General features: G+C 74.7%; 12 protein-coding genes. 2 read left to right on the plus strand and 10 right to left on the minus strand.

Annotation, left to right across the window (positions count from 1 at the left end):
- Positions 1 to 38 precede the first annotated feature (38 nt).
- A complete protein-coding gene (locus tag ABD160_RS16370) occupies positions 39 to 989 on the minus strand; it encodes a metallophosphoesterase (protein ID WP_344023272.1) in 951 nt (316 codons plus the stop codon).
- A 38-nt stretch (positions 990 to 1027) separates the two neighbouring features.
- Between ABD160_RS16370 and ABD160_RS16375 the strand changes: the two genes are divergently transcribed.
- Positions 1028 to 1501 carry a GatB/YqeY domain-containing protein gene (locus ABD160_RS16375; RefSeq protein ID WP_344023274.1) on the plus strand — a complete coding sequence of 158 codons (474 nt, stop codon included), beginning with the start codon at positions 1028 to 1030 and terminating at the stop codon, positions 1499 to 1501.
- 53 nt (positions 1502 to 1554) lie between these two features.
- Here the strand turns inward: ABD160_RS16375 and topA are convergent, their stop codons facing one another.
- The 5 genes from topA to ABD160_RS16400 all read right to left on the minus strand — a co-directional run bounded on the left by topA (position 1555) and on the right by ABD160_RS16400 (position 9015).
- A complete protein-coding gene (gene topA / locus ABD160_RS16380) occupies positions 1555 to 4305 on the minus strand; it encodes a type I DNA topoisomerase (RefSeq protein WP_344023276.1) in 2751 nt (916 codons plus the stop codon).
- 354 nt (positions 4306 to 4659) lie between these two features.
- Positions 4660 to 5256, minus strand: coding sequence for a hypothetical protein (locus ABD160_RS16385; RefSeq protein ID WP_344023278.1), 597 nt, complete (start codon positions 5254 to 5256; stop codon positions 4660 to 4662).
- A 55-nt stretch (positions 5257 to 5311) separates the two neighbouring features.
- Positions 5312 to 5914: a hypothetical protein gene (locus ABD160_RS16390; RefSeq protein WP_344023280.1), complete on the minus strand. Its 603-nt coding sequence runs from the start codon at positions 5912 to 5914 to the stop codon at positions 5312 to 5314.
- Positions 5915 to 5997: 83 nt separating this feature from the next.
- Positions 5998 to 6585: a hypothetical protein gene (locus tag ABD160_RS16395; protein WP_344023282.1), complete on the minus strand. Its 588-nt coding sequence runs from the start codon at positions 6583 to 6585 to the stop codon at positions 5998 to 6000.
- 129 nt (positions 6586 to 6714) lie between these two features.
- Complete coding sequence (locus ABD160_RS16400; protein WP_344023284.1) at positions 6715 to 9015, minus strand: sodium-translocating pyrophosphatase; 2301 nt, start codon at positions 9013 to 9015, stop codon at positions 6715 to 6717.
- A gap of 230 nt (positions 9016 to 9245) precedes the next feature.
- Here ABD160_RS16400 and ABD160_RS16405 point away from each other — a divergent pair, with 230 nt between their 5' ends.
- Positions 9246 to 11837, plus strand: coding sequence for a DEAD/DEAH box helicase (locus tag ABD160_RS16405; RefSeq protein ID WP_425563623.1), 2592 nt, complete (start codon positions 9246 to 9248; stop codon positions 11835 to 11837).
- Between the two features lie 377 nt (positions 11838 to 12214).
- Here the strand turns inward: ABD160_RS16405 and ABD160_RS16410 are convergent, their stop codons facing one another.
- From ABD160_RS16410 to ABD160_RS16425, 4 genes are all read right to left on the minus strand, one after another.
- Positions 12215 to 12649, minus strand: a complete 435-nt coding sequence (locus tag ABD160_RS16410) for an Rv3654c family TadE-like protein (protein ID WP_344023286.1) — start codon at positions 12647 to 12649, stop codon at positions 12215 to 12217.
- Positions 12646 to 13101, minus strand: coding sequence for a TadE family type IV pilus minor pilin (locus ABD160_RS16415; protein WP_344023289.1), 456 nt, complete (start codon positions 13099 to 13101; stop codon positions 12646 to 12648). Before ABD160_RS16415 ends, ABD160_RS16410 begins: the two co-directional genes overlap by 4 nt.
- The gene (locus ABD160_RS16420; protein ID WP_344023292.1) at positions 13079 to 13273 is read right to left on the minus strand and encodes a DUF4244 domain-containing protein; all 195 of its coding nucleotides are present in this window, start codon (positions 13271 to 13273) and stop codon (positions 13079 to 13081) included. Before ABD160_RS16420 ends, ABD160_RS16415 begins: the two co-directional genes overlap by 23 nt.
- 56 nt (positions 13274 to 13329) lie before the next feature.
- Positions 13330 to 13918: type II secretion system F family protein (locus tag ABD160_RS16425; protein ID WP_344023294.1), on the minus strand; the 589-nt coding region annotated here is incomplete at its 5' end.

Here is a 13918-nt window from a genome sequence, read left to right on the forward strand (position 1 = left end):
AGCGGCTGTCACGGTCTCCCCGTGAGCCGTTGAGAACTCTACCCGACGCCTCCGGTGGCCTGCGCGGGGGTTCCCCTGCGCGCATCGGTGCTGGTCGGGCGGGGAACGAGGGTCAGCAGCGACGCCTCGGGCGGACACGCGAAGCGCACCGGTGCGTACGGCGAGGTGCCCAGTCCGGCGGACACGTGCAGCCGGGTGTGGCTGCCCCAGCGGCTCGTGCCGCGGGCCCGGGTGCGGTCGATCCCGCAGTTGGTGACGAGCGCGCCGTAGCCGGGCAGGCGCAGCTGGCCGCCGTGTGTGTGTCCGGCGAGCACGAGGTCGTAGCCGTCGGCGGCGAAGCCGTCGAGCACCCGCGGCTCGGGGGAGTGGGTGAGGCCGAGCCGCAGGTCGGCGTCCGGGTCGTGGCCCGCGATGCGCGGGTAGCGGTCCCGGTTGAGGTGCGGGTCGTCGACGCCGGCGATCCGGACGCTGCGGCCGTCCACCTCCAGCAGCTGACGGGTGTGGGTCGCGTCCACCCAGCCGTGCTCGCGGAACGCCGCCCGCAGGTCGGTCCACGGGAGCGGGGCGCCGTGGATCCGGCGGCCGCCGCTGCGCCGCAGGTAGCGGGCCGGGTTCTTCGGGGTGGGGCCGTAGTAGTCGTTGCTGCCGAACACGAAGGCGCCCGGGCGGTCGAGCAGGCCGCCCAGCGCGGTCAGCACGCCCGGGACGGCGTCCGGGTGCGCCAGGTTGTCCCCGGTGTCGATCACCAGGTCGGGTTCGAGCGCGGCCAGCGACGCGACCCAGCGGATCTTGCTGCGCTGGCCGGGCGTCAGGTGCAGGTCCGACAGGTGCAGGATCCGCAGGGGGCGGGCCCCCGGATCCAGTACCGGCAGCTCCACCCGGCGCAGCGTCCAGTGCCGCAGCTCGATACCGGCCGCGTAGCCGATACCGGCGGCCCCGGTGACGGCGGTGGCGGCGGCCAGACGGGCGATCGTGCCGGTGATACTCACACCGGCCAGCGTACGTCGCAGGACTATCGTGGCGTCCCGTGAGCACTCTCAAGGAGCAGCTGCGGGCCGATCTGACCGCTGCCATGAAGGCCAGGGACGAGCTGGTCCGCACCACCCTGCGGTCGGTGCTGACCGCGATCGGGAACGCCGAGGTGGCGGGGGAGTCCGCACGCGAGCTGACCGACGACGAGGTGCGCGGCGTCATCACCAAGGAGACCAAGCGGCGCGCCGAGTCGGCGGAGGCGTTCGCCGGCGCCGGGCGCGACGAGCAGGCGGCCCGGGAGCGCGCCGAGGGCGACGTCCTCGCCCGCTACCTGCCGACCCAGCTGGACGACGACGAGGTGGCCGAGCTGGCCCGCGCCGCCGTCGCGGAGGTGGCGGCCGAGACCGGCGAGCAGCCGGGCATGCGGCAGATGGGCCAGGTCATGAAGAAGGCCAACGCCGCCGCCGCGGGCCGCGCCGAGGGCGGCCGGGTCGCCGCCGCCGTCAAGAAGGCCCTCTCCGCGGCCTGAGACCCCCCACCGGGCCCCGGGCGGATCCCGCCCGGGGCACCGGCGGCGGCGGGTCAGGTCGTCGGGCTCTTGCGGGTCCTGGACGTGGTGCCGGTCTTCTTCGCGGCGGTGCTGCGGGCCGTCGTCCCGCCGCTCTTCGACGCCGCGGCCGTCCTGCGGGCGGCCGGCTTCTTCTTGGCCGGGGCCTTGGCCCGGCGCTCGGCGAGCAGCTCCGAGGCCCGCTCGTCGGTGATCTCCTCGACCGAGTCGCCCTTGCGGAGGCTGGCGTTGGTCTCGCCGTCGGTGACGTACGGCCCGAACCGGCCGTCCTTGATCACCATCTTCTTCTTGGTCGACGGGTCCTCGCCGAGCTCGCGCAGTGGCGGCGCGGCGGCCGCCCGGCCCCGCTGCTTGGGCTGCGCGTAGATCTTCAGCGCCTCGTCCAGGGTCACCGTGAACAGCTGCTCCTCGTCGCCCAGCGAGCGGGAGTCGGTGCCCTTCTTCAGGTACGGCCCGTACCGGCCGTTCTGCGCGGTGATCTCGTCCCCGGACTCCGGGTCCTTGCCGACGACGCGGGGCAGGGACAGCAGCTTCAGCGCGTCCTCCAGCGTCACCGTGTCCACCGACATCGACTTGAACAGCGACCCGGTGCGCGGCTTCGGCTTCGCCGGCTTCTTCTTCGCGCCCTCCGGTACCTCCGGCTCGGGCAGCAGCTCGGTGACGTACGGGCCGAACCGGCCCTCCTTCGCCACGATCTCGTGCCCGGTCACCGGGTCGGTGCCCAGCTTGCGGCCCTCCTGCGGCACCGAGAACAGCTTCTCGGCGACCTCCTCGGACAGCTCGTCGGGCGGCAGGTCGTCGGGCAGGTTCGCGCGCTGCGACTCGCCGTCGACGATCCGCTCCAGGTACGGGCCGTAGCGGCCGACCCGGACGACGACCTCGCGGTCCTCGGCGTCGGTGAACATCTTGATCGAGTTCACCGTGCGGGCGTCGATCTCCTCCAGGTTCGACCCGACCAGCTTCTTCAGCCCGCCGGCCCGCTGGATCGAGCCCTCGCCGCCGTCCGGCGCGCCGAAGTAGAACTTCGACAGCCAGTCGGTCCGCGAGTCGGAGCCGGACGCGATGGAGTCCAGGTCGTCCTCCATCGCGGCGGTGAAGTCGTAGTCGACGAGCTGGCCGAAGTGCGCCTCCATCAGCCCGACGACGGCGAACGCCACCCACGACGGGACGAGCGCGGAGCCCTTCTTCCAGACGTAGCCGCGGTCCAGGATCGTCTTGATGATCGACGCGTAGGTCGACGGGCGGCCGATGCCCAGCTCCTCCAGCGCCTTCACCAGCGCCGGCTCGGAGTAGCGGGACGGCGGGTTGGTGGAGTGCCCGTCCGGGGTCAGCTCGTCGGCGGTCAGCGCCTGGCCCTCGGTGAGCTCCGGCAGCCGGGACTCGGCGTCGTCGGCGGCGGCGCCGGAGCCCTCCTCGACCGTCTCGACGTAGGCCTTGAGGAACCCGGCGAAGGTGATCGTCCGGCCGGACGCGGCGAACACGACGTCCTCGCCGGTCCCGGCGGTGCCGGCGATCCGGACGCTGACCGTGGTGCCGCGGGCGTCGGTCATCTGGGACGCGATCGTGCGCTGCCAGATCAGCTCGTAGAGCCGGAAGTCGTCGCCGTCGACCTCGCGGGCGATCGCGCCCGGGGTGCGGAACGACTCGCCGGCCGGCCGGATCGCCTCGTGGGCCTCCTGCGCGTTCTTCACCTTGCGGGTGTACTGGCGCGGCTTGTCGGCGACGTAGGCGTCGCCGTAGAGCTCGCGGGCCTGCGCCCGGGCCGCCTCGATCGCGGAGCTCGACAGCGTGGTCGAGTCCGTTCGCATGTAGGTGATGTAGCCGTTCTCGTAGAGCCGCTGCGCGCTGCGCATCGTGCGCTCCGAGGAGAACCGCAGCTTGCGGCCCGCCTCCTGCTGCAGCGTCGAGGTCATGAACGGCGCGTACGGCTTGCGGGTGTAGGGCTTCGACTCCACCGAGGAGACGGCGAGATCGCGCCCCTGCAGCGACTCCGCGAGCCGGCGGGCGCCCGCCTCGTCGAGGACGACGACGTCGGAGCCGGACTTCAGCCGGCCGTCCGACCCGAAGTCACGGCCGGTCGCCACCCGGGAGCCGTCGACCTGGACCAGCCGGGCGCCGAAGGTGCGCGGGGTCGCCTCGGCGCCCGCGTTCATCGTCGCGGCGATGTCCCAGTAGTCGGCCGAGCGGAACGCGATCCGCTCGCGCTCCCGCTGCACGATCAGCCGGGTCGCCACCGACTGCACGCGGCCCGCCGACAGCTTCGGCATGACCTTCTTCCACAGCACGGGGGAGACCTCGTAGCCGTAGAGCCGGTCCAGGATGCGGCGGGTCTCCTGGGCGTCGACCAGGTGCTGGTCGAGCTCACGGGTGTTCTCCGCGGCCGCCCGGATCGCCGACTCGGTGATCTCGTGGAACACCATCCGGCGGACCGGGACCTTCGGCTTGAGCGTCTCCAGCAGGTGCCAGGCGATGGCCTCGCCCTCGCGGTCGGGGTCCGTCGCGAGCAGCAGCTCGTCCACCGACTTCAGCGCCTCGCGCAGCTCGGAGACGGTGCTCCGCTTCTCCGGCGTGACGATGTAGAGCGGGCTGAACTGGTTGTCGACGTCGACCCCGAGGCGGGCCCAGGACTCGCCCTTGTACTTGGCGGGCACGTCGGCGGCACCGCGCGGCAGGTCCCGGATGTGGCCGACCGAGGACTCCACGATGTAGTCGTCACCCAGGTACGGCTGGATCTTCCGCGCCTTGGTCGGCGACTCGACGATCACCAGGCGACGGACCGGGCGTCCGGATGCGGACCGCGTCGACGTGGGCTTGCGCGTGCTTCCACCCGCCGCGCGCGTCGAACCGGTCTTGCCCTCTGTGCCTGTAGCGGCTGCCACGTGGTCCTACCTCATCTCCTCGGCCGCGTCACGCCTGTCTGCGACGCCTGTGCCGTGCCGGCTCCGCAGTGTGCTCCCCCCGCGCACCCCGTCATGTCCGGAGCGTGTCGGAGTGATCGCGCTGAGCATCGTTCTGCGGTCGACGATCGCACGATCTCACACCGTCGCCATCCCGTGCCGTGGGTTCCACCACCGGGGCCGGGCGAGCCGACAGCCTATCCCCAGCCGGGGTTCGGCAGGTCAGGCGGCCGGTCGACCGTGGTGTCGCGGCCAGTCCGACGCTCCCAGAACGTTCGGCGCCGGACCCACCAGTTCGACCAACCGGGCCATCCGCCGGGCTCCGTGCAGGCGCAACGCCGGGCCGGGTGCCCCGTGTTCCCCGGCCGCCAGCCGCGCCGGTGGCAATCCGGCCCGGGTGGCGGCCGCGATCAGCGGGCCGTGCGTCCACGGCGCCTGCGCGTCGAGCAGGAGCAGGTGCCCGCCGCGCAGGTCGGCGACGCCCGCGGCGAGCACCCACAGCCGCAGCGCCGCGCCGTCGAGCTGGAAGTCCGCGGGGACCTGCTTGCGCCCGTCGGGGCACCACAGGCGCGCGAGCGGGGCCAGGTCCCGGCGGAACGCGCTGCGCAGGCCGGACGCGCCGGGGGCCAGGGTGACCCCGCGGGCCGCGCTCAGTGCGGCCAGCGCGCCGGCCCGGCCGTCGAACGGCAGCGGCACGTCGAACCGGGCGGTGTCCCCGGCGCCGAACCGCTCGATCCGGCCCGGCCCGCAGAGCAGCCCGGCCAGGTCGGCCAGCCCGGCCGGCCGGGCCTCCGCGGAGAACAGCGACAACTGCGGCACCGGGCCATCATAGAACGCATGTTCGAGCCTGCCCAAGCGCGGCGCGCCGGGCGGCTCAGCTCGGGGCGGTCAGCGCGTCCAGCTCGCCGCACCGCGGTGCCTCGGCGATGGCCTTGTCCAGCCGTGGCGTGGCCCCCAGCTGGTCGAGGCCCTCGGCCGCGCCGATCGTGCGCAGCTTCTCCTCGGCCGCCTGCAACCGCTCCTGGAAGCCGGGGACGTCGTTCGGGTCGGCCTGGTCGACGTCGGCCCGTGCCTCGTCGATCGTGGTGCCGGTCCGGTTCAGCAGGTCCTCGATCGAGGTGCGGAACTGGTCGCCGCCGCTGACCGGGGACGCACCGGCGTCGGCCAGCTGCTGCTTCCCGGTGTCGATGCCGGTCCGGACGTTGCCCAGGTAGCCGGACAGCCGGTCCTTGATGCCGGGCAGGTCGGCGCCCGCGTAGTCGGGCCGGGCGCTCAGCGGCTGGTAGTAGGACAGCAGCGCCCCGCACACCTGGTCGCCCCAGGCGACCGGATCGGCGCCGACGCCCTCGGTGGGCCGCGGCGCGGGGTCCGGTGCCGCCGTGCCGGTGACGGTGGTGCTGCATCCGCCGAGCAGGGCGGCGGCGACCAGGGCGGGGAGCAGGACCCGGGCGGCTCGTGCCGGGCGGGGGGTGGCCATCGTCGGGCTCCAGGGTCGAGGGCCCGCGGGGGAGCGGGCCCGGAGATGACGGTCGGGTGACGACGGTAGGACGCGGTGCCGGATCAGCCGCCGCCGCCCTCCGCACTTGACCCGTTCGGGTCAACGACTGCTGGGCCGTCCGGCGCAGCAGCGCGGGCGGCGTCGGACAACCGGGTGAGCTTGCCGCAGGCCGCGGAGGCACGGAAGGTCACCGCGATCTCCGGGTTGCCGGTCACCTGGTCCAGCGGGCCGGTGGTGCTGCCGAGCCGGGCCAGCGGCTCCAGCGCGCCGGGCAGGTCCCGTTCGACGGCGTCCGGATCGGCCGGGTCCAGTGCGTCCACCCTGGCCTTCGCGCCGGAGAACGCCGAGCGCACCTCGCCGAGCCCGCCCTGCAGGTTCGCGGCGAGCGTGTCGCCGCCGTCGACCGGGGCGGGGCCGAGCCGGTCCAGGTCGCCCAGGGTGCGGTCGAGGGCCTCGGTGGTCCGGCCCAGGTAGTCGCCGACGGCCTGCTGCGGCTCGCCCGCCGTCGGCCCCTCGACGGCGGTCTGCATGAACGGCAGCACGGCCGCGCACATCCGGTCGGTCCACTCCTGCGGGCCGGGCCCGGCGGCGCCGCAGCCGGCGAGCAGGGCGACGGCCAGCACGGCACCCGAGACCGGGCCTGCACGCATGGTTCCTCCACCCCGGATCGTCCGGATCCGCCGAATCCGGAGCGAGACTAGCTCCGTGCGGTGACGACATACGGCGGCCGCCCGCCCCGATGGGACGAGCGGCCGCCGTGGTCCTACGGGAGGCTGTCGCTATCCGACCGAGCTCTCGGCCGGGGTGTCGGTGATCGCCGAGGTGCGGCGCTTGGACACCACGATCGCCGCCGCGATGATCGCCACCGCGGCCAGCGCGATGACGATCCGGATCGCCGGGTTGGCGTCCGGCGTCGACAGCACGACGACCGCCGGGGCGATCAGCACCGCGACCAGGTTCATGACCTTGATCAGCGGGTTGATGGCCGGGCCCGCGGTGTCCTTGAACGGGTCGCCGACGGTGTCGCCGATGACCGTCGCCTCGTGCGCCGGGGAGCCCTTGCCGCCGTGGTTGCCGTCCTCGACGAGCTTCTTGGCGTTGTCCCAGGCCCCGCCCGAGTTCGCCAGGAAGATCGCCATCAGCACGCCGGAGGCGATCGCACCGGCCAGGTAGCCGGCCAGCGGGCCGACGCCGAGGCCGAAGCCGACCGCGATCGGCGCGAGGATCGCCAGCAGGCCGGGGGTGGCCAGCTCACGCAGCGAGTCCCGGGTGCAGATGTCCACCACGCGGCCGTACTCCGGGCGCTCGGTGCCGTCCATGATCCCGGGCCGGGTCTTGAACTGGCGGCGCACCTCGTAGACGACCGCGCCGGCGGCGCGGGTCACGGCGTTGACCGCCAGGCCGGAGAACATGAACACGACCGCGGCGCCGATCATGACGCCGACCAGGGTGTTCGGGCTGAACACCTCGTAGGCGAACGCGGTGCCGGCGTCCTCCAGGGCGACCCCGGCCTGGCCGAGCGCCTGGTTGATGGCGTCCCGGTAGGAGCCGAACAGCGCCGTCGCGGCGAGGACCGCGGTGGCGATCGCGATGCCCTTGGTGATCGCCTTGGTGGTGTTCCCGACGGCGTCGAGCTCGGTGAGGATCTCGACGCCCTCGCCCTCCACGTCGCCGGACATCTCGGCGATGCCCTGCGCGTTGTCCGAGACCGGGCCGAAGGTGTCCATCGCGACGATGACGCCGACGGTGGTCAGCAGCCCGGTGCCGGCCAGCGCGACCGCGAACAGCGAGACCACGATCGAACCGGACAGCAGGAACGCGCCGTAGACGGCGGCGCCGATGACGAGCGCGGTGTAGACGGCGGACTCGAAGCCGATCGAGATCCCGGACAGGATCACGGTCGCCGGGCCGGTCAGCGAGGACTCGCCGACGTCCTTGACCGGACGGTCCTCGGTGCCGGTGTAGTACCCGGTCAGCTTGAGGATCACGACGGCGAGCACGATGCCGATCAGGACCGCGACCGAGGCGATCAGGCGCGGGTCGCCGACCAGGCCGGCGACGTCGCTGTCGGTCGGGTTGGTGAGACCGTCGAAGGTCGAGGGCAGGTAGACGTACGCCGCGATGATCGACAGCGCACCGGCGAACACGGCCGAGAGGTAGAAGGCGCGGTTGATCGCGCGCAGCGTGTTCTCGCCCTCGCGGGCCTTGGTCAGGTAGACGCCCAGGATCGCGGTGATCACACCGATCGCCGGGACGATCAGCGGGAACAGCAGGCCCTGCAGGCCGAACGCGGCGGTGCCCAGGATCAGCGCGGCGACCAGCGTCACCGCGTAGGACTCGAACAGGTCGGCGGCCATGCCGGCGCAGTCGCCGACGTTGTCGCCCACGTTGTCGGCGATCGTCGCGGCGTTGCGCGGGTCGTCCTCCGGGATGCCCTGCTCGACCTTGCCGACGAGGTCGGCACCGACGTCGGCGGCCTTGGTGAAGATGCCGCCGCCGACCCGCATGAACATCGCCAGCAGGGCGGCGCCGAAGCCGAAGCCCTCCAGCACCCGCGGTGCCTGGCCGGCGTAGACCATGACGACGATCGCGGCACCGAACAGGCCGAGGCCGACCGTGAACATGCCGACGACGCCGCCGGTGCGGAACGCGATGCGGGTCGCCTTCTCGCGGCCGTTCTCCTCACGGGCCGCGGCCGCGACCCGGATGTTGGCGCGCGTGGCGAGCCACATGCCCAGATAGCCGATGATCGCGGAGAAGACCGCGCCGACCACGAAGAAGATCGATCGGCCGATGCGTTCACCGAGGTCCTCGGCGGGGAGCGCGAAGAGCAGCACGAACACGATCGCGGCGAACACCGCAAGGGTGCGGAACTGGCGGTTGAGGTACGCCGTGGCGCCTTCCTGGACCGCTCGGCCGATCTCCTGCATCTTCGGGGTGCCCTCGCCGTGGGCGAGGACCTCCTTGAGCAGCAGACCGCCGACGGCCAGGGCGACGAGGGCGACCACCGCGACCACACCGACGACGGTGAGGTCTCCCGCACCGAGCTCGAGGCCCTGGGCGAGGGTGGACTCGGACATCCGTCCTCCTGGTTCAGCAAGATCCGACCAGGTCGGCCGCGACGGCGGTCCGGCGCGCGGATGACCGCGCCGGTCCGGCCGACGACGGCGTCACTGGCGTCGACTGGGCCCGGGCGGCGTTCGCCGCAGGCCGGGTTGGTGCAGTGTAGGAGTGTGTCCGATCGCTCAGTGGGAGAGGGATCACAAGAAGTAACGATCTGCCGGAAGTGATCAATCCCACACGAGTCGTGATGCAATCCGGGAACTCGCAGATCGCAAGCGGTGCAACGGGATCCGCCGGGTGGTCGGACCGCGGGCCGGGGCCCGGTGCGGGGCGGGGGTGCCGGCCTGACGCCGTTCGAACGGATGTGCCAACCTGGCCGGTCGTGGAGGCGACCGGGAATCGTGCGGACGGGTCCCGGCGCGGGGTCGAGCTGCTGCGCCGGGTGCTCAGCGGCTCCGGAGCCGACCCGGGGCGCGCCGAGCAGGCGATCGCCGGACCGGACGAACCGCCCGTCCCGGACGAATCCGGCCACGACGATCCGCTCCGGCACGTGCTGCGCACGCCCGCCCGGCCGGGGCGCACCGCCGACTGGCCGGACTGGACCCCGGAGCACCTGCGCCGGGCGTGGGCGCGACGCGGCGTGGACCGCCCGTGGACGCACCAGGCGGCGGGCGCGGAGCTGGTGCGGTCCGGCACCGACGTGGTCGTCGCGACCGGCACGGCGTCCGGCAAGTCGCTGGTCTACCAGCTCCCGGTGCTGGCCGGGCTGACCGAGGACCCGCGGGCGACCGCGCTCTACCTGGCGCCGACGAAGGCGCTGGCGGCCGACCAGCTGCGGTCGCTGGACGGTCTCGCCCCGGACGGCGTGCGGCCCGCGTCGTTCGACGGCGACACTCCGATGGAGGAGCGCGACTGGATCCGCCGGCACTGCCGCTGGATGTTCTCCAACCCGGACATGCTGCACCGCTCGCTGCTGCCCCGGCACGGCCGCTGGTCGAACTTCCTGCGCCGGCTGCGCTACGTGGTGGTCGACGAGTGCCACACCTACCGGGGGGTGTTCGGCTCGCACGTGGCGCTGCTCCTGCGCAGGCTGCTGCGGCTCGCCGCCCGCTACGGTGCCCGGCCGACGATCGTGCTCGCCTCGGCGACCGTCGCCCGGCCCGCCGAGTTCGGGTCCCGGCTCACCGGCCGCGACGTCGTCGCCGTCACCGACGACGGCTCCCCGCACGCCGGCCGGACCGTCGCCTTCTGGGAGCCGCCGCTGCTGCCCGAGATCACCGGGGACAACGGTGCCCCGGTCCGCAGGCCGGCCGGCGCCGAGGCCGCCCGGATGCTCGGTGACCTGGTGCTGGAGGAGGCGCGGACGCTGGCGTTCGTGCGGTCCCGCCGGTCGGCCGAGCTGACCGCGCTGGGGGCCCGGCGGCAGGTCGCCGAGATCGCCCCCGAGCTGGCCGACCGGATCGCCGCGTACCGCGGCGGCTACCTGCCGGAGGAACGGCGGGCGCTGGAGGCGGCGCTGATGTCCGGCGAGCTGCTCGGGGTCGCCACCACCAACGCCCTCGAGCTCGGCGTCGACATCTCCGGGCTGGACGCGGTCGTGCTCGCCGGGTTCCCGGGTACCCGCTCGTCGTTCTGGCAGCAGGCCGGCCGGGCCGGGCGGGCCGCCGACGAGGCGCTGGTCGTGCTGGTCGCCCGGGACGACCCGCTGGACACCTACCTGGTGCACCATCCGCAGACGCTGCTCGGCGCGCCGGTGGAGAGCTGCGTGCTCAACCCGGTGAACCCCTACGTGCTGGCCCCGCAGCTGGCCTGCGCCGCCGCCGAGATGCCGCTGACCACCGCCGACGTGGACGAGACCTTCGGCGGGGCGCCCGCGGTCGAGGTGCTGGACGCGCTGGTCGAGGAGGGCGTGCTGCGCCGCCGCCCGCACGGCTGGTTCTGGCCGGACACCGGTGCCGCGCCGTCCGCCCAGGTGGACATCCGCGGATCGGGGCTCGGCCAGGTCGCCGTGGTCGAGGCGGCGACCGGGCGGATGCTCGGCACGGTGGACGGCAGCTCCGCGCCCGCCACCGTCTACCCCGGTGCGGTGTACCTGCACCGGGGGGACAGCTTCGTCGTCGACGAGCTGGATCTCGACGGCGGTGTCGCGCTCGTGCACCCGGAGGACCCGGACTGGCGGACCGAGCCGCAGTCGGTGTCCGACGTGACGGTGCTCGCGACGCACTCGGCCCGCCGGTCCGGCCCGGTGCAGGTCTGCTTCGGCGAGACCACGGTGACCAGCCAGGTGGTCGCCTACCGGCGGCGCACCGCGGACGGCACGGTGCTCGACCAGACCCCGCTCGACCTGCCGCCGCAGAGCCTGGACACCCGCTCGGTCTGGTACACCGTCGACCCGGACGCGCTGGCGGCGGCCGGGATCGACGACGCCCGGCTGCCGGGTGCGCTGCACGCCGCCGAGCACGCCGCGATCGGCCTGCTGCCGCTGTTCGCGATCTGCGACCGCTGGGACATCGGGGGCCTCTCCACGGCCCTGCACCCGGACACCGGGCTGCCCACGGTGTTCGTGCACGACGGCCATCCGGGAGGTGCGGGGCTGGCCGAGTGCGGGCACGCCGTGCTGGACCGGTGGCTGGCCGCGACCCGCTCGGCGGTCGCCGACTGCGAGTGCCGCACCGGGTGCCCGTCCTGCGTCCAGTCGCCGAAGTGCGGCAACGGCAACAACCCGCTCGACAAGGCCGGGGCGGTGCAGGTGCTGGACCTGGTGCTCGCGGCGCTCGCGGACGGCGGCGCGGCGGATGCCCCGGATGTGGCGGCCGCCACCGATCGCGGCGGTCGCTGACCCGCGCACGTCGGGGCGCCACCGGCCCGCCCGTCGGGGGCGTGAGCGGGCCGGTGGCGACCACCAGCGACGGTGCCGGCGGGGGGCGCATGGCGCGCTCCGGCTCCGTCGCGGTCTGGGGAGCGAGGCCGCTGTGCCGGGGGCGGACCGGACCCTGCCCTGCCCCGCGACGACTCCCAGTAGGCCGCAGTGCGGGATCCGTGACCAGACCCGGGCCGCGCGACGTCGGTGATCGGTCAGAGCGCGACGACGAAACGACCCCGGGGGCAGGCGTTCGTCGTAACCGGACGTGATTGGGTCGTGCTCCACTGTTACCCGTCCGTTCATCCGGAGCCGCCAACCGTTCACCGAGACCCCGGTCACCCGCGGCGGGGCGGTCACCGGGACCCCCCGGTCCCCGGGCGATCGTCGAACGGTGCCGGGCCGGCTCGTGCCCGTGCGGTCGCCGGGCCGTGCACCGGCAGCAGCCCGGCCCGCTGCACCCGGGTCCCGACCAGCACGTCCCAGCCGTCGAGGCGGCATCCGGTGAGCTCGGCGCCGTTGCGGACGGCGATGTCGGCGGCCACCCGGCAGGCGCCCTCGGTGCCGTCGACGGATCGGCCGGCGGCGGCCAGTGCGGCGAGATCGGCCGCGGCCGCCGCGACCTGGCGGGCCCGGATCGCCGCGCCGACGTCGATGCAGACCGTCGCGGTCAGCAGCAGGGCCGCGGCGGCCGTCGCCGCCCAGACCGATGCGATCCCGCGGTCGTCGCGCCGGAGCCGGCCCAGCCGGGCGGCCACGGCGCGGCCGGGCCGCCCGGCCGGGCCCGTCATCGCGTGCCCACCGGCCCGGTGGGGCGGGCGCCGGACGGGAACCCCGTACCGGACGGCCCATCGCCGGCGGCCCCGCCCGGACCGCCCGCGCCGGACGCCCCCGCACCCGGCTCCAGCACCGCGACCGCGGAGGCACCGACGGTGACCGGCAGCAGCCGCACCGGGCGGGCCCGCACGCTCGCCGCCACGGTGTCGCCCTCGATCCGCAGCTCGGACTCCGCGCCGGACGGCGCGAGCGCCGCGACGGCGGCCCGGCCGCGTTCGACGTCGCCCCGCGCGGCCTGGCGGACCAGCTCGCGGGCCGCGTCGGCGCAGCGGACACCCGCCCCGACGGCGGCCACCGCGGCGACGGCGGCCGCCGTCACCAGCACCAGCGCGCCGAGCGCCAGCGCCGCCTCCACGGTGACCGCGCCGGCGTCGCCGTGCGGATCAGAACGTCGTCGACAGCGCACGTTGCACGATCCCGGTCAGCGCGGTCAGCACGTCCCCGCCGCTGACGACCGCGTAGAGCAGCGCGGCGAACGCGGCCGCCGCCACGGTGCCGACCGCGTACTCGACGGTGCTCATGCCGTCGTCGTCGTGGGCCAGCGCGGCCAGCCGGCCGCGCAGTTCGGAACGGGTCATCGGTCTCTCCCTCGTCGGGGACCCGCGACGTGCGGGCCCGGTCGCCGCCCGATGGGTCACCACCGGGCGATCACCTCCCCGGCCAGCCCGATCACGACCGGCACGATGCCGAGGACCAGGAAGGCGGGCAGGAAGCAGAGCCCCAGCGGGGCGGTGATCCGGACCGCGGCGCGCTGCGCACGCTCCTCGGCCAGGTCGGTCAGCGCCGCCCGCAACCGGACGGCCTCGGCGGACGCGGCCCTGCCGAGTGCGGCCCCGGTGCGCGCCGATCGGGCCGCGGCGCGGGCGAACCCGGCGAGCTCGGGGCAGCCCGCGGCGGCCGCCCACGCGTCGTCCGCGGTGCCGCCCAGGGCGAGCAGCCCGGCGACCCGGCGCAGCGCCGAACCGGCCGGACCGGCGAGCCGGTGGGCCGCGGCGCCCACCGCGTCCGGGACGGTCAGGCCGGCGGACAGACAGGTGGCGAGCAGGTCCCAGGCGGCAGCCAGGGCGGCCGGGTCCGCCGCGGCGGACCCGCCGGCCGCGGGGGCCGGTGCCCGCCGCAGGACGACGAGCAGCGCGGCGCCCGCCGCGACCCCGGCCACCACCCCGGTGACGCCGCCGACGGCCCAGCCCAGCGCGCCGCCCGCGGGCACCGGAACGGCGAGC

This window comes from Pseudonocardia kongjuensis (assembly GCF_039526905.1).
In the GTDB taxonomy this organism is placed as follows: domain Bacteria; phylum Actinomycetota; class Actinomycetes; order Mycobacteriales; family Pseudonocardiaceae; genus Pseudonocardia; species Pseudonocardia kongjuensis.

Coding starts and splice junctions, on each gene's coding strand:
- ABD160_RS16390 (WP_344023280.1), bottom strand. CDS start 5,914: ATGGCCACCCCCCGCCCGGCACGAGCCGCCCGGGTCCTGCTCCCCGCC.
- ABD160_RS16395 (WP_344023282.1), bottom strand. CDS start 6,585: ATGCGTGCAGGCCCGGTCTCGGGTGCCGTGCTGGCCGTCGCCCTGCTC.
- ABD160_RS16400 (WP_344023284.1), bottom strand. CDS start 9,015: ATGTCCGAGTCCACCCTCGCCCAGGGCCTCGAGCTCGGTGCGGGAGAC.
- ABD160_RS16405 (WP_425563623.1), top strand. CDS start 9,246: ATGCAATCCGGGAACTCGCAGATCGCAAGCGGTGCAACGGGATCCGCC.
- ABD160_RS16410 (WP_344023286.1), bottom strand. CDS start 12,649: ATGACGGGCCCGGCCGGGCGGCCCGGCCGCGCCGTGGCCGCCCGGCTG.
- ABD160_RS16420 (WP_344023292.1), bottom strand. CDS start 13,273: ATGACCCGTTCCGAACTGCGCGGCCGGCTGGCCGCGCTGGCCCACGAC.